Source organism: Myxococcus sp. AB056 (assembly GCF_006547365.1).
GTDB lineage: Bacteria > Myxococcota > Myxococcia > Myxococcales > Myxococcaceae > Myxococcus > Myxococcus virescens.
Genome location: NZ_VHLB01000067.1, coordinates 1 through 26,205 on the forward strand (window position 1 = coordinate 1; position 26,205 = coordinate 26,205).

Annotated in this window: 27 protein-coding genes and 1 tRNA gene; 17 read left to right on the forward strand and 11 right to left on the reverse strand. The window is 69.9% G+C overall.

All coding sequences use genetic code 11. The features are described 5' to 3' along the window. Nucleotides 1-81: 81 nt before the first annotated feature. A complete protein-coding gene (locus FMP39_RS25610; protein WP_141592807.1) occupies nucleotides 82-1,473 on the reverse strand; it encodes an NAD(P)/FAD-dependent oxidoreductase in 1,392 nt (463 codons plus the stop codon). Between the two features lie 501 nt (nucleotides 1,474-1,974). Between FMP39_RS25610 and FMP39_RS25615 the strand changes: the two genes are divergently transcribed. The 7 genes from FMP39_RS25615 (at nucleotide 1,975) to FMP39_RS25645 (ending at nucleotide 6,652) form a co-directional block, all read left to right on the forward strand. Beyond that, nucleotides 1,975-2,337 (forward strand): ribosome-binding factor A, encoded by a 363-nt coding sequence (locus FMP39_RS25615; RefSeq protein ID WP_141592808.1) that lies wholly within the window; start codon nucleotides 1,975-1,977, stop codon nucleotides 2,335-2,337. Then, the gene (locus FMP39_RS25620; protein WP_141592809.1) at nucleotides 2,334-3,491 is read left to right on the forward strand and encodes an RtcB family protein; all 1,158 of its coding nucleotides are present in this window, start codon (nucleotides 2,334-2,336) and stop codon (nucleotides 3,489-3,491) included. Before FMP39_RS25615 ends, FMP39_RS25620 begins: the two co-directional genes overlap by 4 nt. Before the next feature lie 212 nt (nucleotides 3,492-3,703). Beyond that, nucleotides 3,704-3,777, forward strand: a tRNA-Gln gene (locus FMP39_RS25625). A gap of 61 nt (nucleotides 3,778-3,838) precedes the next feature. After that, nucleotides 3,839-4,366, forward strand: a complete 528-nt coding sequence (locus tag FMP39_RS25630) for a non-proteolytic archaemetzincin-like protein (protein WP_090490906.1) — start codon at nucleotides 3,839-3,841, stop codon at nucleotides 4,364-4,366. Between the two features lie 90 nt (nucleotides 4,367-4,456). After that, nucleotides 4,457-5,419: a PD40 domain-containing protein gene (locus FMP39_RS25635; protein ID WP_141592810.1), complete on the forward strand. Its 963-nt coding sequence runs from the start codon at nucleotides 4,457-4,459 to the stop codon at nucleotides 5,417-5,419. A gap of 57 nt (nucleotides 5,420-5,476) precedes the next feature. Continuing rightward, entirely contained in the window at nucleotides 5,477-6,001 is a 525-nt protein-coding gene (locus FMP39_RS25640) for a DUF6484 domain-containing protein (protein WP_141592811.1), read from the forward strand. Nucleotides 6,002-6,181: 180 nt separating this feature from the next. After that, nucleotides 6,182-6,652, forward strand: coding sequence for an ankyrin repeat domain-containing protein (locus FMP39_RS25645; protein WP_186817950.1), 471 nt, complete (start codon nucleotides 6,182-6,184; stop codon nucleotides 6,650-6,652). A gap of 98 nt (nucleotides 6,653-6,750) precedes the next feature. Here FMP39_RS25645 and FMP39_RS25650 read toward each other — a convergent pair whose 3' ends face one another. Next, on the reverse strand, nucleotides 6,751-8,958 hold the full coding sequence (locus FMP39_RS25650; RefSeq protein WP_141592812.1) for a (Fe-S)-binding protein: 2,208 nt from the start codon (nucleotides 8,956-8,958) through the stop codon (nucleotides 6,751-6,753). A 544-nt stretch (nucleotides 8,959-9,502) separates the two neighbouring features. Between FMP39_RS25650 and FMP39_RS37540 the strand changes: the two genes are divergently transcribed. The 6 genes from FMP39_RS37540 to FMP39_RS25675 all read left to right on the forward strand — a co-directional run bounded on the left by FMP39_RS37540 (nucleotide 9,503) and on the right by FMP39_RS25675 (nucleotide 15,193). Next, nucleotides 9,503-9,664, forward strand: coding sequence for a hypothetical protein (locus tag FMP39_RS37540; protein ID WP_167371115.1), 162 nt, complete (start codon nucleotides 9,503-9,505; stop codon nucleotides 9,662-9,664). Nucleotides 9,665-9,882: 218 nt separating this feature from the next. Further along, nucleotides 9,883-10,203 carry a hypothetical protein gene (locus FMP39_RS25655; RefSeq protein WP_141592813.1) on the forward strand — a complete coding sequence of 107 codons (321 nt, stop codon included), beginning with the start codon at nucleotides 9,883-9,885 and terminating at the stop codon, nucleotides 10,201-10,203. Between the two features lie 205 nt (nucleotides 10,204-10,408). Further along, entirely contained in the window at nucleotides 10,409-11,656 is a 1,248-nt protein-coding gene (locus tag FMP39_RS25660; RefSeq protein ID WP_026114289.1) for a VWA domain-containing protein, read from the forward strand. A gap of 199 nt (nucleotides 11,657-11,855) precedes the next feature. Further along, nucleotides 11,856-14,180: a protein-disulfide reductase DsbD gene (locus FMP39_RS25665; protein ID WP_141592814.1), complete on the forward strand. Its 2,325-nt coding sequence runs from the start codon at nucleotides 11,856-11,858 to the stop codon at nucleotides 14,178-14,180. 46 nt (nucleotides 14,181-14,226) lie between these two features. Beyond that, nucleotides 14,227-14,808, forward strand: coding sequence for a thioredoxin family protein (locus FMP39_RS25670; protein ID WP_141592815.1), 582 nt, complete (start codon nucleotides 14,227-14,229; stop codon nucleotides 14,806-14,808). A 148-nt stretch (nucleotides 14,809-14,956) separates the two neighbouring features. Then, nucleotides 14,957-15,193, forward strand: coding sequence for a hypothetical protein (locus tag FMP39_RS25675; protein ID WP_090490897.1), 237 nt, complete (start codon nucleotides 14,957-14,959; stop codon nucleotides 15,191-15,193). A gap of 82 nt (nucleotides 15,194-15,275) precedes the next feature. Here the strand turns inward: FMP39_RS25675 and FMP39_RS25680 are convergent, their stop codons facing one another. Continuing rightward, nucleotides 15,276-16,739 carry an MFS transporter gene (locus FMP39_RS25680; RefSeq protein WP_141592816.1) on the reverse strand — a complete coding sequence of 488 codons (1,464 nt, stop codon included), beginning with the start codon at nucleotides 16,737-16,739 and terminating at the stop codon, nucleotides 15,276-15,278. 165 nt (nucleotides 16,740-16,904) lie between these two features. Between FMP39_RS25680 and FMP39_RS25685 the strand changes: the two genes are divergently transcribed. After that, nucleotides 16,905-17,198, forward strand: coding sequence for a UBP-type zinc finger domain-containing protein (locus FMP39_RS25685; protein ID WP_141592817.1), 294 nt, complete (start codon nucleotides 16,905-16,907; stop codon nucleotides 17,196-17,198). Nucleotides 17,199-17,269: 71 nt separating this feature from the next. After that, entirely contained in the window at nucleotides 17,270-17,569 is a 300-nt protein-coding gene (locus FMP39_RS25690; RefSeq protein WP_090490894.1) for a hypothetical protein, read from the forward strand. A 1-nt stretch (nucleotide 17,570) separates the two neighbouring features. Here the strand turns inward: FMP39_RS25690 and FMP39_RS25695 are convergent, their stop codons facing one another. The 4 genes from FMP39_RS25695 to FMP39_RS38150 all read right to left on the reverse strand — a co-directional run bounded on the left by FMP39_RS25695 (nucleotide 17,571) and on the right by FMP39_RS38150 (nucleotide 20,064). Beyond that, nucleotides 17,571-18,488, reverse strand: a complete 918-nt coding sequence (locus FMP39_RS25695; RefSeq protein ID WP_141592818.1) for a S1C family serine protease — start codon at nucleotides 18,486-18,488, stop codon at nucleotides 17,571-17,573. A gap of 12 nt (nucleotides 18,489-18,500) precedes the next feature. Next, entirely contained in the window at nucleotides 18,501-19,394 is an 894-nt protein-coding gene (locus tag FMP39_RS25700) for a S1C family serine protease (protein WP_194858562.1), read from the reverse strand. 107 nt (nucleotides 19,395-19,501) lie between these two features. Beyond that, on the reverse strand, nucleotides 19,502-19,930 hold the full coding sequence (locus tag FMP39_RS25705; protein ID WP_228558329.1) for an HNH endonuclease: 429 nt from the start codon (nucleotides 19,928-19,930) through the stop codon (nucleotides 19,502-19,504). Beyond that, nucleotides 19,927-20,064 carry a hypothetical protein gene (locus tag FMP39_RS38150; RefSeq protein WP_228558330.1) on the reverse strand — a complete coding sequence of 46 codons (138 nt, stop codon included), beginning with the start codon at nucleotides 20,062-20,064 and terminating at the stop codon, nucleotides 19,927-19,929. The genes FMP39_RS25705 and FMP39_RS38150 overlap by 4 nt, the downstream gene beginning before the upstream one ends. Nucleotides 20,065-20,411: 347 nt before the next feature. Between FMP39_RS38150 and FMP39_RS25710 the strand changes: the two genes are divergently transcribed. After that, a complete protein-coding gene (locus FMP39_RS25710; RefSeq protein WP_228558331.1) occupies nucleotides 20,412-20,924 on the forward strand; it encodes a pyridoxamine 5'-phosphate oxidase family protein in 513 nt (170 codons plus the stop codon). An 18-nt stretch (nucleotides 20,925-20,942) separates the two neighbouring features. Here FMP39_RS25710 and FMP39_RS25715 read toward each other — a convergent pair whose 3' ends face one another. Genes FMP39_RS25715 through FMP39_RS25725 form a run of 3 tightly spaced genes read right to left on the reverse strand, consistent with a single transcriptional unit; the run spans nucleotide 20,943 to nucleotide 24,282 of the window. Further along, complete coding sequence (locus FMP39_RS25715; RefSeq protein WP_228558332.1) at nucleotides 20,943-21,788, reverse strand: ROK family protein; 846 nt, start codon at nucleotides 21,786-21,788, stop codon at nucleotides 20,943-20,945. Nucleotides 21,789-21,796: 8 nt separating this feature from the next. Then, nucleotides 21,797-22,990, reverse strand: coding sequence for a glycosyltransferase (locus FMP39_RS25720; RefSeq protein ID WP_141592822.1), 1,194 nt, complete (start codon nucleotides 22,988-22,990; stop codon nucleotides 21,797-21,799). Further along, nucleotides 22,975-24,282 carry an asparagine synthase C-terminal domain-containing protein gene (locus tag FMP39_RS25725; protein ID WP_141592823.1) on the reverse strand — a complete coding sequence of 436 codons (1,308 nt, stop codon included), beginning with the start codon at nucleotides 24,280-24,282 and terminating at the stop codon, nucleotides 22,975-22,977. The genes FMP39_RS25720 and FMP39_RS25725 overlap by 16 nt, the downstream gene beginning before the upstream one ends. A gap of 53 nt (nucleotides 24,283-24,335) precedes the next feature. Here FMP39_RS25725 and FMP39_RS25730 point away from each other — a divergent pair, with 53 nt between their 5' ends. Further along, nucleotides 24,336-25,124: a radical SAM protein gene (locus tag FMP39_RS25730; protein ID WP_141592824.1), complete on the forward strand. Its 789-nt coding sequence runs from the start codon at nucleotides 24,336-24,338 to the stop codon at nucleotides 25,122-25,124. A 25-nt stretch (nucleotides 25,125-25,149) separates the two neighbouring features. Here the strand turns inward: FMP39_RS25730 and FMP39_RS25735 are convergent, their stop codons facing one another. After that, nucleotides 25,150-26,160, reverse strand: a complete 1,011-nt coding sequence (locus FMP39_RS25735) for an aldo/keto reductase (RefSeq protein WP_141592825.1) — start codon at nucleotides 26,158-26,160, stop codon at nucleotides 25,150-25,152. Nucleotides 26,161-26,205: the final 45 nt, after the last annotated feature.

The following is a 26,205-nucleotide window of genomic DNA, read 5'->3' on the forward strand; positions in this document are numbered from 1 at the left end:
CCCCTCCGTTGCGTGCGCGGGGGTGGGCAGCGGCACCATTCCACGCCCACCCCCGCGCACGCAACGGAGGGGGGCGGCGCGCTAGAGGCCGTACGTCTCCAGCAGCTTCAACCACACCTCGCTCATGGAGGGGAACGACGGCACCGCGTGCCACAACGTGTCGAGCGGCACCTCTCCCGCCACGGCGATGGTGGCCGCATGGAGCATCTCTCCCACCTCCGGCCCGGTGAACGTGGCGCCCACGAGCACCCGGCGCTTCTCGTCCACCACCCACTTCACGGTGCCCGTGAGGCCCTTGCCCACCAGCGACGTGCCGGGCACGTCCTGGAGCTGTTGCTCCACCGTGCGCACCGGCAGCCCGGCTTCGCGTGCCTTGGCCTCGGTGAGGCCCACGCTGGCCACCTGCGGGTGGGTGAAGACGACTTGCGGGGTGGCCTTCGCGTCCGCCCAGGCCCTTGCCTGCTTGCCCGCGATGACGTCGCCCACCATGCGGGCCTGGTACTTGCCCATATGGGTGAGGAGGTTGCGGCCATTGGTGTCGCCGCACGCGTAGAGCCAGCCGCCGTCCACGCCCTTCGCGCGGAGCTGGTCATCCACCTCCACGGGCTTGCCGCTCTCGAGCCCCACCGTCTCCAGCCCGATTCCTTCCGTGCGGGGCACGCGGCCCATGGCCACCAGGATTTCGTCCGCGACGACCTGCTCGCCATTGGACAGCGTCACCGTCACCTCGCCCTTGCCGCCGGGCCGCTGGACGCGCGTCACGTTCATTCCCAGCAGCACGCGCGCGCCGGCATCTCGCAGCGCCTGGGCCACCTGCTCTCCGGCGAAGGGCTCCGCGCGGGACAGCAATCTCTTTCCGCGCTGCACCAGCGTCACCTCGGAGCCCAGCGAGCGCCACGCCTGGGCCAGCTCCACCCCGACCGCGCCGCCACCCAGCACCACCAGCCGCTTGGGCACCTGCCTGGCGCCGGTGCCCTGGCGGTTGTCCCAGGGCTGGGCGTCCTTCAGCCCCGGGATGTCCGGGATGCGCGGATGGCTGCCGGTGGCCAGCACCACGGCTTTTCGGGCCTCCAGTTCCCGCACGGCGCCGTCCTTGTTCTCCACGCGCACCTTGCGCGGGCCGGTGAGCTTGCCGGTGCCCCGCACCACCTTCAGCTTCGCGCCCTCGGCCCACTTCACCTGGGAGTCATCCTGGTAGTTGTTGACCATCGAATCCCGGTGGGCCAGCACCGCGCGCGCGTCGATGCCCTCCTGGAGCTTCTCGCGCACGCCGGCGGCATGCTCCGCCAGCCACCGCGCTTCGCTCGGGCGCAGCAAGGCCTTGCTGGGGATGCAGGCCCAGTACGAGCACTCGCCGCCGAGCAGCTCATGCTCCACCAGCGCCACCGACAGCCCGGCCTCCGCGGCGCGCGCACCGGCGACCTCACCCGCGGGGCCTGCCCCTATCACCACCACGTCGAACGCTTCCGCCATGTGCCTTCACCTCGTGCCCGCTGCGTAGCGCGGCGGCGGGCCATGCCGACGGCCGCGTTGAGACGCACGTCCGCTGCTGGAAAGTGAGGGTGGTCACCCGCCGACACCGGACACAGGGCACGGGCCCGAGGGGGGGTTGGCTGTCAGGTCTGCCCGCGTCCTGTCGTCCGGGGCTGTCGCTTGACGCGGGCAGGGTGGCGGTCACATCTTGTCTGCGCAGCATCACGGTCCGCGCGGGAGTCACGCACGCGGCGGGAGGTGTGCCATGGGACGTGTCTTGAATGGAGTCTCGGGTCGCTCCGCGCTGAACGTGCTGAACCGGGTGGGCCGCCTCCCTCGCTGAGCGGGACGGAGCGCGCTTCCAGGGCCTTGGATTCGGCATGTGCGCGGAGCCTTTGCCTCCGTGCAATGGGCCGGCGTGTGTCTCGTGCGTCGCTGACGGCTTGAAGCCGGGAGCGCACGAGGGGCGCGCGCGGCCTTCTGGGAACCGTTCGTCCTCTCATGTCCTCTTCCAGGAATCGCCGTACCTCGGCATCGCGCCATCTGCGCGTGCAGTCCCATCTGTCCCAAGAAGTCTCCCGCACCTTCCGGGGTGAGCTGTCCGACCCGAGGCTCGAAGGCGTCGCGCTGACGTCCTTCGAGCTGTCGCCGGACGGCCGCCTCGTTCGCATCGGCTACACCGTCACGCCCGAAGCCGCGGCTGGCGGCCTTCGTCCCCTGCAGGCGGCGCTCGAAGGCGCCAGCGGCTACCTGCGCTCGCAGCTCGCGGAGCACCTCGACCTCAAGCGCGTGCCGCAGCTTCGCTTCATCTACATCGGCGTCTCGGAGCACACGCCCGGAGCGGCGGAGGAGGGCGAGTCATGATGCCCCGTCTCCTTCCGCCCGCACCGGGCTGCCGGCCCATCCTCGTCTGGGCCCGAGCGCTGCCTCCCGGCGCGGAGAAGCAACTGCGTCACATCGCCTCCCAGCCCTATGTCGTGGAGCACGTGGCCGCCATGCCGGACCTCCATGTCGCTTCCGGCATCGCAGTGGGCACCGTCTTCGCCACCGAGCATCACGTCGTACCGGGGGCCCTGGGCGGAGACCTGGGCTGCGGCGTGAGCGCCTGGCGTTTCCCACTCACCTCGGGCCTTCCCGGACGGGACGTGCTGGAGCGCGTGCTGTCTCAGCTGGCCGAGCGCATCCCCGTGGGTGACGCCGCCCACCGGGGCCGGGGGCTGCCCTTGCCCCCGGCGCTGGAGTCACCGCCCCTGTCCACCCAGAAGCTGCGCCATTCCTGGGAGCGGCTGGCGCCCAGACACCTGGCGACGCTCGGGGGCGGCAACCACTTCCTCGAACTGGACCGGGATGCGGACGGGGCCCTCTGGCTGCTGCTGCACACCGGCTCGCGGGGCGTCGGCGCGGCCATCGCGGACCACCACGTGCGGGTGGCCCGGGCGCTCGGGGAGGGCGGCTTGCCGGCCCTGGACATCCACACCGCCGAGGGCGCCGCCTGCATCGCCGACACGCAGTGGGCCTGCCGCTTCGCGCTCGCCAACCGGGAGGCCATCGCCGCTCGCGCGCTGGATGTCCTGGAGGAAGCCCTGGGCGTGGCCGCCGACCCCACGTCGGCCGTGGACGTGCACCACAACCACGTCGCCCAGGAGGAGCACGGGGGCCGCCTGCTGTGGGTCCACCGCAAGGGCGCGGTGGGGCTCCAGGCCGGCCAACGCGGGCTCATCCCGGGGTCCATGGGGACGGCGTCCTACGTCGTGGAGGGCCGGGGCGAGCCGCGTGCCTTCCGCTCCTGCTCACACGGGGCGGGTCGCGTCCTCATCCGTGCGGAGGCACGGGCGCGCATCCGCCCGGCGGCGCTGGAGCACGTGCTGCGCCGCGTGGTGTACGACAAGGGGCGCGCCGCCGCCCTGGTGGAGGAGGCACCCGCCGCCTACCGCGACATCACCGAGGTGCTGGAGGACGAGGCCGACCTCGTCCGGCCGCTCCTGCGCCTGACACCGCTCGCCGTCCTCAAGGGCTGACCGGGAAGGGGGAAGGCCGCTCCTGGCGAGAATCCGGGGGCGGCTTTACTCCAGGTGTAATGGGAGAGCGACAATGCGCCCGGCTTCAGCCGTCACCGGGGCCCGGGCGAGGGGTCCAGTGGCTGACATTGCAGAGAACCGCGTCAGGGGAGTTCCCCGCACCCGTCGGGATGCCGTACACTCGGACACCAGAAGTACACGAGAGAACCTGCTGGGGCGTCGTCTAATGGCAGGACATCAGACTTTGACTCTGAGTATCAAGGTTCGAATCCTTGCGCCCCAGCCACTCCGCTCCGGGGGGACGCGGTAGCCATGCGTCCGTCCCGTGCATGAAGGACGGTGGGCCGATGCCGCAGAAGACACTCCTTCTGGTCTCCGTGGGTAGCCCGCCAGCCTCTCTCTTGAGGGACTTGCAGGACCCGCTGGCGGCGCAAATGGGTGTCGCGGCCGTGGTGTCGAAGACGGTATTGCCGACGCCCGCCTACGCCTTCAACAAGGACCGTGGCCAGTACCACTGCAACGCCATCATGCGGCGGCTGACGCCCATGCTGGAGCCCGGCCAGTTCGCCGTGTTGGGCATCTCCGACGTGGACCTCTTCGTCCCGGACTCGCCTTTCGTCTTCGGGGAAGCGGACCGCGAATCGAAGACGGCGGTGATGAGCCTCCATCGCCTGGCCCAGGGCGCCGCCAGCGACATGCTGCGGCGCCGCGCGCAGGTGGAGGTGGTGCACCAGGCGGGACACCTGCTCGGGTTGTCCTACTGCGAGGACCCTCGGTGCGTGATGTTCTTCGCGCAGACGCCGCAGGACTGCGACCGCAAGCAACTGTCGCTCTGCAACCTCTGCCGCAACGAGCTCCAGAAGCTCAACCGCTGACATTGACCGTGCGTTGAATCACCCGTGGCGCGTTGACGTCAGTCCCGGTGCGCTCTGTAGTACGGGGCTCTCTATCGGCCGGGAAGCGGAGTGACGACGATGACGGGCAAGCGGAGGTTCCTCGGAGCGGTTTTGGCGGTGGGGATGTTGGGGGGCTGCGAGCCCCTGGACGACGGTGGCGGCGGCGGCATCGGGGACGTCCTCTTCACCCGCGGCTTCGCCTTCGTGCGCGAGGACGACCGCAACGTCTTCGTGGTGGACGACAACGGCGACGCCAACAGCCCGCAGCGGCTGACCAACGTGGGCGGCGCCTACTGGCCTTCCGTGTCGCGAGACGGCCGCAGCGTGGTGTTCGTCCAGCGCAGCGGCGGTACCACCTCGCTGCTGACGGTGCCCACCTCGGGCGGCACGCCCTCCACGCTGTTCCGGGCGAATGATTCGACGTGCGCGCGCGGCTGCTCCAACTTCCGCACGCCCACCTTCAGTCCGGACGGCCGCAGCGTTGTCTTCGTCTTCTCGCCGGGCAACAGCTCCCAGACGGCGCTGGCGCGCATCAACACGGACGGCAGCGGCTTCCAGGAGCTCACGCCCAACAACGTCATCGCCTACGGCGCGCCGTCCTTCCTGCCCAACGGGAGCGCGGTGCTGGCGGGTGCGGGCAGCGGGTTGAACCAGCTCGACCAGCTTGCGCACGTGCCGCTCAACGGGGGCACCATCACCTACTCCTCCCTGAGCGCGGGCGTGCAGTTCGTGGAGAACCGCGTGGCGGTGTCTCCGAACGGCTCCCAGGTGGCGCTGGATGGGCGCCTGTCCTCCGGTGGCACGCGCATCTTCGTGGGGCAGTTGTCGGGCTCGAACGTGGGGGCGCTCCAGCGCGTCACCAGCGGCGGGACGGGCGAGGAGTCATGGCCGAGCTGGACGGGCGCCAGCCAGCTGGGCTTCCTCATCAGCGCTGGCGGGAGCGACACGGGCATCTACCGCGCGAACCTGAGCACGGGCTCGGTGTCGCTGGCGGTGCCCAGCGCCACGGAACCGTCCTACGGGCCGATTTGACGCGCGATTCGCGCCGTGGGGGGCGCCTGCGGTAGCCTGACGCATGGAGATGCCGGCATGAGCGAGTCACCCGACAGCAAGTCCCTCGCCTCTGGCGCGCAATCCCAGGAGCCCATCCTGGGGAGCCGGGCCGGCCATCTGGTGGGCTTCGATGCCAGTGGCGCGGTGCTCGTGGATTTTCCGGGGAACACCTCGGGCCCGGTGGCCGCGCGGCTCGCCGTCGTCGTGGAGCCGAAGGCGCTCCAGGCCGCCGTCGCCCAGCGGCAGAAGGCGGTGCTCCTCTTCGAGAACGGAGACGCCCGGCTGCCCTTCGTCATGGGGCTCATCCAGGAGCCCAGCGCGACGCCGCTGTTGGACGCGTTGCTGGAATCACCCCCTTCGGAAGCCGCGCTGCGCCCGACAGAGGCCCATGTCGACGGCAAGCGCGTCGTCATCGAGGGCCAGGACGAAGTCGTCCTCAAGTGCGGTGAGGCCAGCATCACCTTGCGCCGCAACGGCAAGGTCATCGTGAAAGGCACCTACCTGGAGTCGCGCGCGTCCGGCACCCACCGAATCAAGGGCGGCACGGTCGAAATCAACTGACGCTTCGGACGTAAGGCGACCTGCGTGGACGCCACGTCCAACACGACGCGGCACGGGCCGCCGACGGGCGGGGGGCAGCTTCCCTGCCGAGCGCCGTGCTGTGAGCCAGGGCGCCGAGCGCCCGGGGGCAACTGGCGTCCCAGAGCGCGAGGCGCGATGCTGCCGCGCGGAGGTCTGACGATGTCCCTCTTCGATGCCGTGCTGGCGGGCGACCGTGACGCCGTGGAGTCCCACCTGTCCGCTGGAGCGGACCCGAACCCCTTCGACGAGGAGGGGCGCACGCCGCTCATGGCCGCGGCCCGCGCGGGGCGAGCGGACCTGGTGCAACGCCTCCTGGAGGCGGGAGCGGACCCCGAGCTGACGGACAGCATCGGCGAGTCCGCGCTCATCATGGCCGCGGCGCACGGGCACACCGAGGTCTGCCAGTGGCTGATGCCTCACGCGCGCGCGGATGACCAGGACCTGGCCCGTACGCTGCTCTCCGGCCTGGGCATCACCGACCTGCGCTTGGACGCGCCGCCTCCGCCGGACAACAGCTTCCGCCGCAAGCTCGCCTCCGCGGGGGCGTATGTCTCCGGCAAGCTGGGGGACGACGGCGCCACCAAGCGGCTGGAGCGCGTCCTGCGCTCGGAGAAGCAGCGCAAGCCCTGAAACAGCGAAGGCCCGGGGCTTCAGGTGGAAGCCTCCGGGCCCTTGCGTGAAGCGAAGCAGCGGGCGGGCCCTTCAGCGGGCCCGCCGCACCACTGGCACTACTCCGGCTTGGCGCTCACCGTGGCGCTGGGGGTCACGGTGCCCACCGCGCCGCTCTTGGTCTCCAGCGCGTCGGCGACCAGCTCGGTGATGTCCTTGATCTTGATGTTCTCCTCACGGCCGGTGTCGTTCACCGCGTCGGAGAGCATCGTGGAGCAGAACGGGCACGCCACCGCGACGATGCCGCTGCCGCCCTTCTCCTTGTAGTCGCCCACCTGGCCCGGCTTCTTCTTGTCCGCGGCGTTGGGGTAGGGCGTGTTCGGGTCCTCGGCGTGCTTCAGCGTGAGCGCGGCCTCGTTCAACCGGTTGTGGTTGATGCGCGTGCCAATGTGCTCCTCCATCCACATGCGGCCGCCGCCGGCGCCGCAGCAGAAGCCCTCGCGCTTGCTGCGCTGCATCTCCACCACCTCGAGCCCGGGGATGCTGTTGAGCACCTCGCGGGGGGCGTCGTAGACGCCGTTGTGGCGGCCCAGGTAGCAGGGGTCGTGGTAGGTGAGCTTGCTGTTCATCACCGCGGAGAGCTTGATGCGCTTCTCCTTCAGCAGCTCGTTGATGAGCTGCGTGTGGTTGATGACGCGGTACTCGCCGCCGAACTCCGGGTACTCGTTCTTGATGGTGTTGAAGCAGTGCGGGCACTGGGTGATGACGGCCTTCACGCCCATCGAGTTCCACGTCTCGACGTTCGTCTTCGCCATCGTCTGGAACAGGTACTCGTTGCCCATGCGGCGCGCGGAGTCGCCGTTGCACATCTCCTGCTTCGACAGCGTGGCGAAGCTCACGCCCGCCTCGCGCAGAATCTTCACCAGCGCGCGGCTGACCTTCTTCTGCTTGTCGTCGTAGCTGCCCGCGCAGCCCACGAAGAAGAGGTACTCGTAGGGGCCGCCGTCGTCACCCCACGTGGGGAGCGCCAGGTCCTCCGCCCACTCGTCGCGCCGGTCCTGGCCCAGGCCCCAGGGGTTGCCCTGGCGCTCGATGCCCTCGAACACGCGCTGGATTTCGGGGGGGAACTCCGCCTTCACCTGCACCTGGTAGCGGCGCATGTCGATGAGGCGCGGAACGTTCTCGATGAACACCGGGCAGGCCTGCTCGCACCAGCCGCAGCTCGTGCACGCCCACACCGTCTCCGCCGACAGCGCGCTGCCGACGATTTCGGGCAGCGGCTCCTTGATGCCATTGGGGCCGTAGCCTTCCTCCACCCACTGCTCGTTGTCCCAGATCCAATGCTTCAGGTCCTGGTTGACGCCCTTGTGGGTGAGCGGCTTGCCGGTGATGTACGTCGGACAGTGCGTCTGGCAGCGGCCACACTCCGTACAGGAGTAGAGGTCCATGCCCTGCTTCCACGTCAGGTCCTTCACCGTGGCGGTGCCGAAGTCCTCCTTCTCCAGGTCCGGCGTGGGCAGCTTGCCGGTGGAGTGGGTGCGCTGGAAGAAGACGGTGGGCAGGCCGGTGATGATGTGGAAGTGCTTGCCGATGGGCAGGAAGTTCAGGAACGCCAGGATGATGACCAGGTGAACCCAGAAGCCGGCCGTGCCCACCACGTGCGCGGCGGTGGCACCCAGCGGCATCATCGCCAGGCCCGTCAGGCTGGTGAACGGCTCCCACCACACCAGCGCGGCGGGGGACTGAGGCACCTGCGAGGCGCCCACCTGCGCCTGCGCGGCGTGCGCGGCCACCATGTGGCTGCCACCGAACAGGAACTCGGAGACCATCAGCCCGCCGATGAAGCACAGGATGAGGTACGCCTCCCACGACGGCGTCATGCGGTCCGGCTTCACCTTCCAGCGGACCCAGATGTAGTAGGCCACGCCCAGCAGGGCCAGCGCGGCGACCACGTCCTTGGCCAGCAGGTAGAGCTTGTAGACGAAGAGCAGCGCGGATTGATCCGCCCAGAACGGGTGGCCCAGGTCGGTCAGCACGTCCAGCGCCGTGGTCGAAAACCCCATGGCGAAGAGCATGACGGTGCGCAGGGCCAGCACCATGAAGGCCGCGTAGATGAGGACGTGGAACAGGCCCGGCGTGAACTCCTCCGGGTCCACCAGTCGCTTCTGGCCAAGGCCGAAGCGCACCAGCTGCGCCACGCGGAAGGGGATGTTGTCGAGCCGGTTCTCCTTCTTCATCGCGAGCAGGACGCCCACGCGACCGGACATGGTCATGACGAAGATGGGAATGGCGAGGGCTAGCAACAGGCCGGTGATGATGGGACTCATGGGACTCTGAGGACCTCTCGGGCGCGGCAGACAGGCCCGGGCTGCCGCGTCGCGGCAATTCTTGAGTGCACTTCAACCCTAACAGGGGTGATTCTCGAATCAAGCACCCTGCTGCCCCAGGTGTCCTTCACTGGAGAACGCGGCCCGGGTCCTCTGGGGAGTGAGCGGCCATCGCACGGATTTACCAGTGGCGGACGGCAGCCAGGCACCCTTTGAAAATACTCGGGCGTAAATCGCTGTGGGGGTTCCTTTCTCGGGCCCAGGGCTTACCTTGTGCGATTGCCACGGGCACTGTCTGACGTCTGACTCTTCGTAACTGCCTGTAAATACGAACACTCCTCGCCGGAGGGCAGGCAGGTAGGCAAGCGGACGACATGGCCCCCGGAACTTTGAGACCCCAAGGGCTTTACAACGCGAGGCGACATCCCCAACATGGTCGGTAAATCGGTCAACGATTAATGGAGCGGGCCTCGCATGGGGCGGGCCCGGGTCGACCGAAGCGGGATGCCCCCCTTCACCTGGGTGGCCTCCAGAGGAGCCGGCGATGGTTCACGACGACACCACGTACATGGACGATGAAGGTTTGCCTTATGTGGATCCGCGGCAGGACGGTGGCGCGGAGTCTTCTGAGGCCGACGAGGGCGCGCCCGGCCGCCGTTGGGGCTACTCCGAAGAGTCGTGGGGCGGCTGGACTGCGGCCGAGTAATTCGCGGCCCCCGCGGCCGGTGGACGCGCGGGGGCACTCGCGGTAACCGGGGCAATGGACACCCGCGTGGTGGCTCCCTCAGGGTTAGCCCCCGGGCCCAGGGGTCGCGGCCCCACATCAGAATGGGCGGCCTGCCTGCCCGTCACCTTTCCCTCATTTCTGCGTCAACCTCTCCGGCGGCAACGAACGGCCGTGGTTCGAGGGTGAGGAGCGACGTCATGAAGGTGCTGTGGTGCTGGCGGTGCCGGATGGACCTGCCCATGCTCGACGAGGAGGAGTTCGCGCAGATCAACCTCCTGCTCCAGCGCAAGCAACTCCGGAACGAGGCAGGCATCTCGTCCCTCAAGCACGCCTTCACGCCTGCTCTCCGGGAGTACGAGCGGATGACCGGCTTCCGCGAGACGAACATCAACGCGGTCTTGCACCACCGGCTGATTCTCTTCGGCCCGCCGTGCACCGCCTGCGGCAAGCCGCTGCGGACCCCCCAGGCCCGGTACTGTGCGGCCTGCGGCGCGTCGCGGCGGCCAGCACCTTCCTGAGGGGCTGCCCGTGTGGGTGTGCCGCATCCTGGCTGGCCCCCTTGCTCCAAAGCACGACTCCCGACATTCTCAGACCCCGCAGCCTGCCCGAGAGCGTCCCCCTCTCCCGTGCGTTGTGGCCCATGAGACTTCCGGCATCGGGGGCGGTCCGCTCCCGCAGATTGATTCGCGGCACAATGCCTCGTGCGACCACGGGGGAGTACGTATGAAGCAGACGGCCTGGGCAGTGGAGCGTGACGCCGAACATGGCCGCGAGGTGCTCCTCCTCGTCACCCTGGAAGCCGACGCTGACGCCCCCCGCGCGCCCGTGGCCATCAACCTCGCTTTGGATCGCAGCGCCTCCATGCGGGGCGTGCCGCTGCTCGCCGCGGTGCAGGCCGCCCAGGCGCTCGTGGAGCGCGCCAGCCCACGCGACTACCTGGGCCTGCTCACCTTCGACGCCGAGCCCGAGCAGGTCCTCCCCATGCGCGCCATGGACCCCAACGCCCGCGCGCAGCTCCTCAAGGTGCTCGCGCGCCTGGAGTCCGGCGAGGGGACCGCCCTGCACGAGGCCGTGGAGCGCGCCTCGGAGTCCGCCCGCCGCGTGCTCGTGCCCGGCGCCCGGCCCCAGGTGCTGATGCTCACCGATGGTGAGCCCTCGGTGGGCCCGTCGCAGCTCGCGGAGTTCAAGACCCAGGGCGCCCGCATCGCCGAGTCTGGCGTCATGCTCCACGCGCTGGGGCTGGGCCGCCACTACCTGCCCGACATCCTGGAGGCACTCACCAGCCCCTCCGGCACCGGCTTCGTGCACGTGGATGACCCCGAAGGTTTGCCCATGGCCGTGGGCCAGTTGGGCGCCGAGCTCTTCGGTGAAGTCGTCGCCGACGCGCGCGTGCACGTGCTGCCCACGGGCTTCGCCGACGTCCGCTGCCGTCACCGCTATCCCTCGCGCGTGGAAGGCGACGCCATGAGCGCCACCCTGGGCGCCATCTCCCAGGCCTTCCCGCGCCGCGTCCTCTTCTCGGGCATGTTGGGGGACGCGGAGTGGAACCTGGGCGTGTCCACGTCCTACTCCGAGCGCGGCGATACACGGCGCATCAGCGTGCCAGTGACGCGTGTGCTGCCCGACAGTGACGCGGGCCGCTTCGTGCGCGCCGTGTCCGCCGAACTGGACCTGGTCGCCGGTGAAGCCGCCGCGTGGAAGGCCCTGGGCCGCCGTCATCAGGACGCCGCGGAGCGGGCGCTGGAGGCCGCGGATGTCGCCCTCTACAAACTCGCGCGGCTCGGCTCGGCGGAGGTGCCCGCGCAACGCCACGTGGAGCGGCTGGCGGACCTGCGCCGGGTGATAGAGCGCCGGGCAAACAAGCTCCCCGCGCTGGTGATGCGTCGCGCGCACTCCGAGGTCTCCCGCATCACCATGAGCCGCGTGGGCCCCGCGGCGCCCGCGCTGCTGCCTTGGAAGACCGAGGACTGACGCCCGTCGCTCGGCTGCCCTTGTGGGTTCATGACGTCACCTCTGTGACGCTGTAACCCCTCCTGCTCGGACTGTCCGCCTGGGAGTGGGCGTGGCGCGTCATGCGAGGGGAATGCCCGCCTGCCCGGATGGTTCACTGTGCTCGGAGGCACGTGTCTGCCGCTGGCGGGCCGGCCTCCTCTGGGTTAACGGGAGTCGCATGACGCATCAGCAGTCCAAGAGGCTCGGCGTTGTTGGTGGAATCGGACTGCTGCTGGTGGCGGCGGTCGCGTGGGCGGACCTGCCTGCGTCGGCGGTGGCATCGAGCGCGCCGGACGAAGGCGACCCTCGCATCGAGGGTGCCCTCCTGGTGGACGCCACCCAGGTGAAGCCGGGAGACACCTTCCGCGTGGGCGTGCGCTTCCGGTTGGATCCGGGCTGGCACGTCTACTGGAAGAACCCGGGCGACTCCGGCCTGGAGACGGAAGTGGCGTGGGACACGCCCGGCGTCACCGTGGGGCCGTTGCAGTGGCCCTTCCCGCAGACGTTCCGCACGCCCGACGGCTTCATCACCACCCATGGCTATGACGGTGAGGCCATCCTCATCGCCGACGCGAAGGCGGTGGAAGGGCCCTCCACGGGCCTGCTGACGGTGTCCGCCGCCGTGGAAGCGCTGGTGTGCGAGGTGCACTGCATTCCCGCGGAGCTGATGCTGACGCGCTCCATCCCCCTGGGGCCCCAGACGGTGCGCGACGCGGAGACGGCGGCTGTCTTCGACACCGAGCTGGCCAAGGTGCCCCGTCCCGCCAAGGACAGCGGCCACGCGGCGACGGTGGCGCTGGATGCGCCGCAGCTCACCGCGGGCCAGGATTTCACCGGCACCCTCACCCTGACGGCCTTGGGCGGCGCGGCGGTGCCCGCGGTGGAAGGTGACTTCTTCGTCGCCGACCGCATCCCCGGCGTCGTGCGCGTGGGGTTGGCCTCGGACGGTCCGGGCCGCTTCAAGCTCAAGGGCAAGGCGGAGCCGGACGTGCAGGCGTCGGCGCCGGGCCTGACGGGTGTGATGCGCCTGGGCACGGCGGCCACGGGCTACCAGTACCTCGAGGTGGCGGCGCCGCTGGCCCCCATGGTGGCGGCCGGTGGCGCGGCTGGGACGCCGGCCGCGGTGAAGCCGCCGTCGGTGAAGGACAGCATCGCGGCGGTGAAGCCGGTGGGCGCCGCCATCGCCACGCCGCCCGCGGCCGAGTCGTCCATGGGCCTGGGGCTGGCGCTGGTGTTCGCCTTCTTCGGCGGCGCGCTGCTCAACTTGATGCCGTGCGTGTTCCCCGTGCTGGCGCTCAAGGCCTACGGCTTCACGCGCATGGTGCAGCAGGAGAAGGGCCGCGTCGGCGCGCATGCGGCGGCCTACGCGGCGGGCATCATCGGCACCATGCTGCTGCTGGCCAGCGTCGTGCTGGCGGTGCGCGCGGGTGGCGCGAGCGTGGGCTGGGGCTTCCAGTTCCAGGAGCCGCTCTTCGTCGCGGGTGTGTGCGCGGTGTTGGTCGCCTTCGCGCTCAACCTCTTCGGTGTCTTCAACGTGGGCCTGGACGGCACGGCGCTGGCGGGCAAGGTGGACCAGAGCCATGGCCTGATGCACAGCGCTGGCGAGGGCGTGCTGGCCGTGGTGCTGGCCACGCCGTGCTCGGCGCCGCTGCTGGGCACCGCGGTGGGCTTCGCCTTCGCGGCGGGCCCCGTGACGGTGCTGGCCGTCTTCACCGCGCTGGGCCTGGGGCTCGCGCTGCCCTTCTGCGTGCTGGTGCTGGTACCCGGGCTGGCGAAGAAGCTGCCCAAGCCGGGCGCGTGGATGGAGCGCTTCAAGCAGGTGCTGGGCTTCGCGCTGCTGGCCACCACCGTCTGGCTGGTGTGGGTGATGGGCGGGCTGGCCGGCGTGGACGGCATGGCGCGGCTGCTGGCATTCCTGGTCGCGGTGGGGCTCGTCACGTGGCTGTACGGCCAGGGACAGGCGCAGGACGGCATGCGCAAGCTGGCCACCGTGGCGGTGGCCGCGGGCGTGCTGGTGGCGTCAGGGCTGGTGACGTTGCGTTTCGATGACCAGGGCCCCGTGGAGGCGCCTCGGGGCGGGTCCACGGTGGCGCAGGCGCAGCCGTGGAGCGCGGACGCGGTGAACGCGGCGCTGGCGGCGGGCCAGCCGGTGTTCATCGACTTCACGGCGGACTGGTGCCTCACCTGCAAGTTCAACGAGCGCACCGTGCTGTCCACCGACGAGGTGCGTGACGCCTTCAAGAAGCACCAGGTGGCCTTCTTCATCGCGGACTGGACGCGCCGGGACGCGAGCATCACCACCAAGCTGGCCGAGCACGGCCGGGCCGGTGTGCCCATGTACCTGGTGATGAGCCCGGGTGCCCCCGACAAGCCGGAGGTGCTGCCGGAGCTGCTCACGCCGAGCGTGGTGACGGACGCCGTGAAGCGCGCGGCGGCGTGTGCACCCTCGAAGCTGGGCGACGGCGCGAACGTCCTCTGCGCCGCGGGTTTCCCAAGTCACTGAAGTCGCGCTGTCTTCCCCGCAGTCCCCAAAACGCTGGAGGAACGCCATGAAGCAGGTCTTCACCGCACTCGCGCTGGGCACGTTGTTCGTGGGGGCGCCCGCCCTCGCCGACGCGGAAGTTGGCAAGCCCGCGCCGACCTTCACGCTGAAGGACGAGTCCGGCAAGGAGCACACGCTGGCGCAGTACAAGGGCAAGGTCGTGGTCCTGGAGTGGACCAACCCCGAGTGCCCCTTCGTTCAGCGGCACTACAAGAACGACACGATGGTCACCACGCTGAAGGGCTTCGACGCGAAGAAGGTGGTGTGGCTGGCGGTGGACTCCACCGCGCACAACACCCCGGAGAAGTCCGCGGCGTGGAAGAAGGAAGAGGGCTTCCCCTACCCGGTTCTCCAGGACGCGAGCGGCACGGTAGGCAAGTCCTATGGCGCGAAGACGACGCCGCACATGTACGTCATCGACGAGGCGGGCGTTGTCCGCTACGCGGGCGCCATCGACGATGACCCGCGCGGCAAGAACGCCAAGCCGGCCAACCATGTGAAGACGGCGGTGGACGCGGTGGTGGGTGGCCAGCAGGTCCCGGCGAGCACCACCACGCCCTACGGCTGCTCGGTGAAGTACAAGAGCTAGCGCTGGCTCGGCTGTGTTTGTTCCCGAAGGCCCTCGTCCCTGCTGGGGCGGGGGCCTTCTGCTTGGGCGGCAGGCGACGGCGCCATGGCAGGTGCCTTGTCCGGTGCGAGGGCGGTTCGGACCTTTCCCTCTGAAAGGGGAAACGACCATGGCCGACAACAAGGGCAGTCCGGTACGGGGCGACGAGCGGATGGACACGACGCGCCCGGAAGAACTGGAGCGCGAGGCGCGGCACCAGAAAGGCCCGGTGCGAGGCGACGTGACGGACGAAGACGTGGGCGAAGACCGCATCCTCCAGAAGGGGATTGGCGGCTACGGCGCTCAGAAGGGCACCGAGCCGGCGCGCGAGGCACCTCCGCTGAGTGACGACCACGGACGTCATTGAGGTACGGGCCTGGGGACAGCCCGCCCGCAGGCAAGGCCGCGAAGAAGCCAGCCGGGGGCTGAGGCGCCATCCCGCGACGACGTCATGGGCGCTTGTTGGACCCGCGCGATGCGCCAGGTAGCCCGTGCTCCTGTTGCACGGAGGTCGTGCGCCCGGCCTCGCGTGGAATCGTGAGCAGCGAGCACAGCGCTCCCACGGCGCACAGGCCGGCGGACACCCAGAGCGCGCGCCGTGTGCCCACCAGGAAGTCCATGCCGGTGTCGCCAGCGAGGCCGCCCAGCAGCGGCAGCAGCGCCACCGCGAGCAGGCCGGCGATGCGGGCCACGGCGTTGTTCACGCCGGAGGCGATGCCCGCGTAGCGGTCCTCGACGGCGCCGAGCACCACCGCCGTGAGCGGGCCTACGGTGAGCGCCAGCCCCAGTCCCAGCACCAGGATGCCGGGCAGCACGGTGCTGACGTAGTCACCTCCACGCTGGATGCGCGTCAGGAGCGCCAGCCCCAGGCCCGCGAGCAGCGGCCCCGCCGTCATCAACGGACGTGCGCCGATGTGCCCCGCGAGCCGTCCCACGGAAGGTGAGAACAGAAGCAGCATCAGCGTGATGGGGAGCAGCGCTGCTCCCGCGCCGAGCGCCGAATAGCCGAGCTGCTGCTGCAGGGCGAGCACCACCAGGAAGGTGGCGCCTCCGAGCGCGAAATACACGACGAGCGTGGTGAGGTTCGCGCCGGAGAAGGTGCGCGAGTGGAAGAGGGTGAGCGGAAGCATTGGCTCCCGCTGCCGTGCCTCCAGGACGAAGAACGCGGCCAGCAGGACGGCGCCTCCGGCCGCGGCGACAATGGCCGCCAGGGGCCAGCCGTGGGCGGGGCCTTCGATGAGCGCGTAGATGAGGCCACCCAGCCCAAGCGCCGCCGTCACGGAGCCCGCGACGTCCAACCCGCGCGCCCCTGTCTTCGGCGCGATGTCTGGCACGTGGCGCAGCGCCGCCCACGCGGTGAGCGCGGCCAGGGGCACGTTGAGGAAGAAGACGAAGCGCCATGAGCCCGCGTCCACGAGCCACCCACCCAGCAGCGGCCCCACGGCCGTGGTGACGCCGGACAGTCCGGCCCAGGCGGACACGGCGCGTTGCCGGTCCTGAGGCGGGAACGACGTGCGCAGCAATGCGAGGCTCGCGGGCACCAGCAGCGCGGCTCCCACACCCTGCGCCGCGCGGAAGGCGGCCAGCGTCCAGGCGTTGGGCGCCAGGCCGCACAGCACCGACGTGACGGTGAAGGCGAGCATGCCCAGCAGGAAGACGCGTCGCTGGCCCTTCACGTCGCCGAGCGCGCCCCCGGTGAGCACCAGGGAGCCGAGCGTGAGCAGGTACGCGTCCACGGCCCATTGGAGGCCGGACAGGCCCGTGTGCAGCTCGCGGCCCATGGCGGGCAGGGCGACGTTGACGGCGGTGGAGTCGAGGAACGCCATGCCGCTGCCCAGCACGCTGGCGAGCAGCACACCCCGGCCGCGAGGACTGTCATAGGCGACGGTGGTGTCGGGGGCGTTGGTGGCCATGTGGCTCTACCGTGCGCCTGGGGCGCCGCGCGTGCCATCCGCCGCTGCGGGGTGGGGACGTGCCTCCAGTGGCTCGCCATCCTGGCTGGTGCTCGCTGAAGGTCCTCGTACTCAGTGCCTACGCTGTAGAGGGCACTGGTCGCCCCAGTCAGAGAGAGGTGTCACATGGAGCCGATTTGCGAGCACATCCAACAGGCCGGAGACCCGCCTCCGCACTCGCGAGGCTGCGAGGAATGCCTGGCCATGGGAGCAAGCTGGGTGCACCTGCGTCGCTGCCTGAGCTGTGGCCATGTGGGATGTTGTGATTCCTCGCCCAACCGGCATGCGACGAAGCACTTCCAGCAGTCGGCGCATCCCGTCGTCCAGTCCTTCGAGCCGGGGGAGGAGTGGGCCTGGTGCTACGAGGATGAACTCTTCACCGAGCACCGTCCGGCGCCATCGCACGACGCGCGGCTATGACGTGGGCCGTCATCCGCTATCATCCTCCGGGCCCGTTTCAGCTCGTGGGAAGAAAGGCGCGGCACCGCACCATGGACGCGTGGACTCTCGAAGGCTCGCGCATCACCGACCCGGACACGTTGAGCCGCCTGCGCGAGATGCTGGCGAACAAAAGCCCGCTCATCATCGAGCACCGCTTCTACCGGGAGACGCGCGCCCCGCACCGCTTCATCTGTGACGATGCCGACGTGCTGGACGAGTATCTCCAGGAGTCACGTCCTGGAGACTCGTTCTGCGTGTGGTCCTACAAGAGCCTCTGTCGGGGCGACAACCTGCTGCTCCAGGGGAAGATGCCGGACGCGCAGGGGCGGACGCCGGGCGGCGTGGCCTGAGTCAGGCGGCCACGGGCTCGATGCGCGGTCGCGTCCGTGCCCGGGCCGTCTTGCGGCCACGGCCCTTGCGCAGCAGGTCCAGCGTCACCTCGTCCTCCGTGGCCAGCGCCATGAGCCGCTGGAGGTCGTCCACGCTGTTCACCGGCCGCTGATTGATGGCCAGCAGCAAGTCATCCACCTGGAGTCCGGCCTCGTGGGCAGGTGTCCCGTCCTGCACGCGGAGTACCTTCACCGCGCGGGACTGGCCGTTCTCCCGGGTGAGTCGTGCGTCCAGGCTCACCGCCGTCGCGGCGATGCCCAGGAAGCGCCGGTCCACCTTGCCACGTTGGATGAGCAGGCCGGCAATCCACGCCGCCGTGGTGGCGCTCACCGCGAAGCCGATACCTTGCGCGTAGGGCAACACCAGCGTGTTGAGGCCCACCACCTGTCCTCGCATGTTGAGCAGCGGCCCCCCGGAGTTGCCCGGATTGATGGCGGCATCCGTCTGGAGCATGCCCTCCAGCATGACGCCATCGGGCAGGCTGATGCTGCGGTTGATGGCGCTCACCACGCCCAGCGACACGGACTGCTCCAGGTGGAACGGGTTGCCAATGGCCATGACGAGTTGGCCCACGCGCACCGACTCGGGCTCGGCGAGCGGCAGGGTGGGGAAGTCACCGCCCTCCGCGCGGACCACCGCCAGGTCGGTGGGGGCGTCGCTGCCCACCAGGGTGCCGCGCAGCTCCTCTCCGTTGGAGAGCTGGACGGTGAGCTTGCGTGAGCCGCGCACCACCACGTGGCGGTTGGTGAGGACGTAGCCGTCCGGCGTGAGGAAGAGGCCGGTGCCGTGGCCGCGTGCGTGCTCCACGCCCACGACGGCGGGTGAGGCACGCGCCACCAGCGACTCCAAGTCATCCGAGAAGTGTTGCAGCAGTTTCATGGTGGCCTCCCTTCACGCGCGCTTGCCCACGGTGATGGGGACTTCGCGAACCTCTCCGGCGCGCAGCACGCGGACCTGGAGGGTGGTGCCCACCTTCTCGTCGCTCAGGGCGCCGAGCAGGTCCTCCACGCCGTGGAGGGGCTGACCTCCCAGACTCACCAGGACGTCTCCGAGCAGCAGACCCGCGTCGTGCGCCGGGCCGTTCGGGTCCACGGAGAGGCAGATGAGGCCGTGCTCGTTCCCCGTGCCCAGGTGTGGGGGCAGACGCACGGGGTAGGCGCCCACGCCCAGGTAGCCACGCCGGATGCCCCCGTATTCCTTCAGTGAAGCAATCACGCGAGTGAGCGTGTCCGTGGCGATGACGACGGCGGCGGTGCGAGAGAAGGCGGCGCTGAGCAGACCGACAAGGCGCCCCTCGGTGTCCACCAGCGCGCCGCCGGAGAAGCCGGGCGGGAGGTCGGCATCCGTCTCCAGGTAACGCTCCACGCGGCCTCCGGCATGGGTGCGCCAGCCCTCGCCGTGGGTGCTGACCATGCCGAGCGTCGCGCGAGCCGTGCGGCCAGGGCGGCCCACGGCGATGACGAGGTGACCGACCTTCACGTCATCCAACGGCGCGGAGGTCAGCGGCGCGAGGCCGGTGGCTTCGGCCTTGAGCAGGGCCAGGTCGGTGCTGGCGTCGCGGCCGACGAACTCGGCGGAGACGGTGCGGCCATCCGGCAAGCCGATGGGGAGCGGGCCCTCGTGCTCCACGGCCTGGCTGGTGGTGAGGATGTGGCCCTCGGCATCCCAGACGATGCCGGTGGCGCCGCGCCTGCGCCGCGTCTCCACGCGGACGATGCCAGGCGCGGTGCGCTCGACGACGGAGGCGAGGGACTGGGACAGCGACTGGAGGAAGCCGGTGGACATGGTGTGTTCCTTTCGAGGAAGAAGGTAAAGGCCTCGAAAAGGCGCCACATCGGCGGACCGGTCAGGTCGGGAACCTGCCCATTCGGGGAGGTCTCCTCGTCTTTGGTTCAGCCTGCCTCGCGGAAACGCTCGTAGCGCGCTTCCAGATACTCACGGCGCGGCCGGTGGGCAGGCGTCTCCGGCAGGATGCTCAGCGCCTGTCCGGCGAAGCCCTTGAGCCCGTACTCCAGCGTGGGGCCGTCGCGCTCGGCGAGCAGCCGGGACGCGATTTCGATGATGCCGTCAGGACGGATGCCCAGCAGGTCCGTGTCGAAGGCCCCGTGGTGGAGTTTGCAGAGCGAGAGGCCATTGGAGACTTCCGGCCTGCCGCGCTCGTCCCGGTTCGGGAGGATGTGCGCCGCGTCCAGCAACTCCGGCCGGGGGAACCGGCATACCGCGCACCGTTGCGAATAGGCCCGCAGCACGTGCTGACGGAACGCGGCTTGATGCAGCCGCTTCTTCATCTGGACCGTGGCGTAGCGGCGCTCCAGGCTCAAGAGCTTCGGGGCCGCCGCGTGAAGCCTCGGGCGATGACGTCCCAGGACAGCACCTCGCCATGCCGGCGCACCAGATGTTGCAGCGCGTTCATGGCGGCGACCCGGATGGGCCAGTCGAGGTCCTGGTTCGTCAACCCGGCCAGGCTACCAGGTCCAGGCAGGAGGCGAGGCCGTTGGGGCCGCTCCGCGTTGCCCTCGGGTGGCCGGACCGCACTGGGAGCTCGCTGTTCGGAAATGTCGGGGGTTTTGTGGCGCCAAATGTCCCGACATTTCCGAACAGCGAGGTGCAAGGCCGCGCCGGAAGGGGCAGGGCGGAAGGCCTGATTCGCTCGTCTTGTGCCTGGAACCGGCCCACCAAGGGAGCGGTCCACGCGACTCCAGCCCTGCTGCTTCCCCACGGCCCGCGCGTCCCTACGTTCTCCAGGAACTTCACGATGGCGAACGAAAGGTCAGCCCCATGGAACAGTCAGGCGAGCGCATCATGAAACAGTCGCAGGGTGTCATCCAGGGAGACCGCCGGGAGTTCGAGGAACTGCTGAAGCACTATGACACCGCCCTCCTCACCACCCGGGGGGCGGATGGCCACTTCCACACGCGGCCCATGGCGGTGGCGAAGAAGCACAAGTCTGGCACCGTGCTCTGGTTCGCCACCTGGACGGACACGCAGAAAGTGCAGGACCTGGAGTCGGACCCGCACTGCTCGCTCGCCTTCCACGCGTCGGAGGACAGCGCCACGTATCTTTCCGTGTCGGGCGTGGTGGAAATCGTCCGCGACCGGAGGGCCATCCATGACTTGTGGGAGCCCGGCTGGAAGCCCTGGTTCCCACAGGGCCCGGATGAGGGTGACATCGCCCTGCTGCGCTTCACGCCCGAGCACGCCGAATACGTCCACCCGGCCGGCGGAAAGCTCAAGGTGCTCTTCAGTACCGCGAAGGCGTTGGTGACGAAGCAGCGCCCCGACGTCGCGCCCAAGAAGGAGTTGGACCTGCACTGAGCCTGGGTGAGCCCCCGGCTACCGCCGTTCCAGCAACGCGCCACCCGGCCCGAAGCCCAGTGTGAGACACAACACGCGCGAGTGGTTCGCCAGCCGCGAATCACCCCGCGCGGCCTCCGTGGCCAGCTCCGCGTCATTGAGCACCAGCGCCGTCCCGCGGCCCTCGTTCCCCATGGCCGCCTGGAGGATGTCCGCCACCAGCGACTCGTGGCCTTCCCATCCGTAGGTGCAGCCTCCGGGAACCAGCGACGCGTCCAGCGGACACGGCAGTGCGAGGCACAAGGCATCGGGCAGCCGTGCCGAGAACACGCGCAGGGCACTGGCGATGAACGCCACCGCCGCCTTCACATGTCGCCTGTCCGGAGGCCGCGCCATGCCGATGAAGTACCGGGGCAGCAGCGCGGCGTCGCGCTCGAAGATGCGCGGGTCCGCGGTGTGACTCACACACTTGATGCCCGTCTGCCCCACGTCGAGCGCCACCGGATGCGCGGGCGCGAGCGGCGCCAGCAGACGCAGTCCCGCCAGGGCCGGCGCGAAGAGCGGACGCTCCGCCAGGTACACAGGGCAGGGGAGCGCGGTGGACACACTCGAGAGCATGGCACCGAAGCCCTCCAGGCACACCAATCCGCCACTGAGCCACACGGCATCCACCGCGTGCCGCTTCACCAGCGTGGACAGCGCCACCGCGAGCGCCGGGCCCAGTCGGCCCGCGAGCGCCGGCTCGGGAACCCCCGCGCGACGGTCCGCATCCACGCGAGGCGCCCCGAGCAACTCCCACAGCTCGCGCCCCATCACGGGCAGGTTCCACACCTCCAGCGGCGACACACCCGGCAGCACCAGCCGCCACACGTCCCAATCACGCATGCAATCACTCACGCCACGAGTCGGAGGATGCGTTCAGCGGCGTCCTTCGCGCCGTCACGCGCCTGGTAGGACGCGGAGATGCCGGCCACCCGCTGTCGCAGCACCGTGCCCGGCTCCAGCAACTGTCGCAGCGCTTCGCGGCAGTCCTCCACGGAGAGCGAGCGCGGCGCCCGCACGAGTCCCGCGCCCGACTTCGCCAGGAAGTGCGCCTGGATGGGCTGGTCGTTGCAGACGGGCAGGAGCAGCATCGGAACGCCTTCGGTCAGCGCCTCCATGACGGAGTTGGCGCCGCCGTGAGACACGAGCACGGAGACTCGTGATAACAGTTGTCGCTGGGGTGTGTATGACATGGCGACCACGTCCCCGGGAAGGCTGTGAACAAAATCTGTATCAGCCAGCTCACCCGCGCTGAGCACCACGGTGACGCCCAGGGGCGCGGCGGCCTCGGTCATCGTCTGAAACAAATCGGGCTGCCACGAAATCTGGCTGCCGAAAGACACATACACCACGGGTTTGGAGCCCAGCCGCTCCCAGGGGAAGTCCACCTCGTCACCGCGCGCCTCTGGAGGCTGTGACGGCCCGACCAGGTGTGTGGCGGGAGGCAGGCCTGCGTCGGAGCCCAGGAAGGCCTCGGTGGCGAAGATGACGTTGAGCTCCGGCGACAGGCACTCACAGTTGCGGAAGCGGGCATCGAAGCCGTGGCGGGCGAACAGCGCCTGTCGCTCATCGGCCAGCGCGCGCACGTTGCGGCGCAGGCCGTAATCGATGGGCGGCTCCAGCAATGACAGCGCGGAGGACACGCCCGCCCAGGGGATTCGCAACGCATGGGCGGCCAGCACGGCGGCGTACTGCATGCCGTCCAGGGCCATGACATCCGGACGGAAGCGCTCGACGGCCTCTCGCACCGGCGCCAGCAGCGAGGGCACGGCGTCAATCAGCAGGCCGCGAATCCACTGCCCCAGCGCCGCTTCATCGAGCACCAACCGCGCGAGCGCCTCGCCTCCCGTCTCGATGGTGGGCACGGGGGCCTCGGCGTGGGGCAACGTCAGCACCTCCACGCCCAGCCGCTCGAGCTGCGGCGCGGGCTCGGGGATGCACAGCCAGCCCACGTGGTGGCCCATGCGGCGCAGCCACTGCGCGACACCGACCATGGGGTTGAGGTGGCCCTTCTCGGGGGAGGTGGCAATCAGGATTCGGGACATGGGGGGCGGGCGCTGGCGTGGGCGTGGAGCATGGCGAGGGAGCACAACCGCATCAACAGCCGGTCCATGGCACTCGCCTCGGAAGCGTCGGCGGCCAGACGTGCGTAGCGCTCCAGCAGCGCCCGGGTCGCGCCCGCGTCGACGCACTCCAACGGCGCCAGCCGGGCCGGTGTGAGCCATTCCCGATACAGCTCCAGCCAACGCGCGCGGACGGGGCTGGAGAGCGCGGTGTGCGCATAGCGCGGTGTCTTCCGGGCCAATCGGACCTCATCCGGCACCAGCGTGCGCACCGCATGCCGGAAGAGCCACTTGCCGGCCCCGTGCCGCGCGAGCACGCCCAAGGGGAGCCCCAGCGCCACGTCCGCGAAATCAGCGTCCAGGTAGGGCGTGCACACGTTCACGCCATGTGCGCCCGCGCTCCGGAGCTCGGGAGGCAGCACCAGTTCCCACAGCACCCAGGCCGCGTAGCGGACCTCTTCGGGGTGATCCTCATCACCGGAAGCCAGCTCCGCGTCCCACGGAAGGCGAAGCACCCGCTGATCCACCCCCAAGTTGTCCACAGGCCCTGGGTGCAGCACCTCATGCACGAGGCGCCGGTCCTCCGTCACACGGGCCGCCGCACCCGCGAGCGCCGCCGGGTTGCCCATGAGCACCTCATCCGCGCCCGCGCCGCTCAGCAACGTGGAGGCGCCCTGCCTTCGGGCCTCCGCGTAGAAGGCATGGCTGGCCACGGCGCGGGCGTTGAGGATGGCCGTCTCCTGGCTCAGGACGGCGGGCTCGAACAGCTCTGGCAGCACCGCGTCCGGAACGGACACGTCGACCAACTCGACTCCCGCCGTGTTCGCCACCGTCCGGGCATTCCGTCGCTCCGTGGCATCCGCGAAGTGGACATCCATGGTCCAGGCGCGCACGCGTCCGGGCGCCTGCCGCGCGGCCAGGGCGCACAACGCGGCGCTGTCCACGCCGCCGCTCAGGCTCACGTCCACCGCGCCCGCCGCCAGGTGTTTGCCCACGCTGTCCGCCAGCGCGGCCACGAGCCGTTCCGCCAGCCTGTCTTCATCCTCACGAGTCTCCAGAGTCCCCTCGCTCCGACGCACGCGAGGCAATGCGCCCGGAACCCGGCGCACACCCTGGAACACGCTTCCGTCAGGAGGCAGCGCATGGCGCAGGAATGCAGCGACGGCCTCCGGTGCCAGCCCCGAGGGATTCAGCCGCCACACAGACGGCGCCAGACGCGCCAATGACTGGTAGCGGGGCAGGGTGGCGAGCATTCCGCCAGAAGCGTGAGACACGCGGGTACTGTGACAAGCGCCAGGGGCCCCGGGCAACCTCGTATAGTCCCGCCGTGCGCTACGAGCTCCAAGACGGACGCATCCTCACCTGGTCCCTGGAGACGCATGTCGCCACGCACTGCAACCTGCGCTGCGTGCAGTGCTGCCCGCTGTCGCCGCACCTACCTGCCTGGTCCGTGGACCCCGCTGTCCTGGGCAAGGACTTGCGCCAACTGGCCCGAGCCCTCCGGCCCAACGTCTTCAAGCTCACCGGAGGCGAGCCCTTCCTCCACCCCGACCTGCCCGCGGTGCTGGACGCCGTGCGCGCCTCGGGCATCTCCCCGCAGGTGTCCGTCACCACCAACGGCTTCCTCGCGCAGAGCGCCCCCGATGCGGTCTACGAGCGCCTGGACCGGATGACCCTGTCCGTCTACACCTCCGCGCCGCTGCCGGAGCGCTCCATCGCCCGCATCTCCGAGCGCTGCGAGCAGCACGGCGTCTTCCTCACGGTGAAGCGAATCGACGCCTTCCAGCAACTCACGCCGGAGGCGCCGCACGACTCCGAAGACGCCGTGCGAGGCATCCACGCGCGTTGCTGGTTGAAGGTCCGCTGTCACCTGGTCCACGCGGGCCGCTTCTACGCCTGCACGCGTCCACCGCACGTGGCGACGGTGCTCGGGGGCACGTACCCGGAGATGCCCGCGCTGGGCGAGGTCGACGGCGTGCCGCTCGACACGCCGGACCTGCTGGGCCAGATGCTCGGCTACCTCGAACGGGAGACGCCGCTGGCCACCTGCCGTTACTGCCTGGGCGGCGACGGCGCATGGCAGCCGCACGCCCAGCTCCCTCGTATCCGAAGCTGAAGGGGCCCCCCAGCCTCGCTTCATCTCATTGGCCGCGCGGCTGGGACGCCTTGGGCAGCGAGGACTGCATGGACGGCGGATAGCGCCCACCCGCGGCGACGCCCGGAGGCGCGACGGCGTTGATGGCGGCCACGTCCTGGGCCGTGAGCGTCACCTCCAGCGCGCCGAGGTTCTCGTCCAGGTACTTGCGGCGCTTGGTGCCGGGGATGGGCACCAGGTCCTTCCCCTGTGCCAGCACCCACGCGAGCGCGAGCTGCGCCGGAGTGCATCCCTTCTCCTTCGCCAGCCGCTCGATGTGGCCGACGAGCTCCAGGTTGCGCGTGAAGTTCTCCCCCTGGAAGCGGGGCGAGAAGCGGCGGTAGTCGTCCTGCGCCAGGTCCTCGAAGCGCTTGATTTGCCCCGTGAGGAAGCCGCGTCCCAGCGGGCTGTAGGGAACGAAGCCCACGCCCAGCTCGCGGCACGCCTGGAGCACGCCGTCTTCCGGCTCACGACTCCACAGGGAGTACTCGCTCTGGAGCGCGGTGATGGGATGCACCTTCGAGGCCCGGCGCAGCGTGTCCGCGTCCACCTCCGACAGGCCGAGGAAGCGCACCTTGCCCTCGCGCACCAGCTCCGCCATGGCGCCCACCGTGTCTTCAATGGGCGTCTGCGTGTCCAGCCGGTGCAGGTAGTACAGGTCGATGACATCCACGCCCAGCCGGCGCAGGCTGGCCTCGCACGCCTGCTTCACGTACTCCGGCCGTCCGTTGATGCCGCGCTTCTGCGGGTCCGTGGGGTCGCGGACGATGCCGAACTTCGTCGCCAGCACGATGTTCGCCCGGTGCGGCTTGAGCACCCGGCCCACCAATGTCTCGTTGGCGCCCGACCCGTACATGTCGGCGGTGTCGAAGAAGGTGATGCCCCGCTCCAGCGCGTGCAGCAGCGTGGCCTCCGACTCCGCGTCATCCCTGCCCGCGTAGAAGTCGGACATCCCCATGCAGCCCAGGCCCAGCGCCGAAACGGTGGGGCCCTGCCTTCCCAGCTTCCGAGTCTCCATGTCCCTCGCTCCTTCCTCGTGGTGACGCCCCTCTAACTGGAGGCT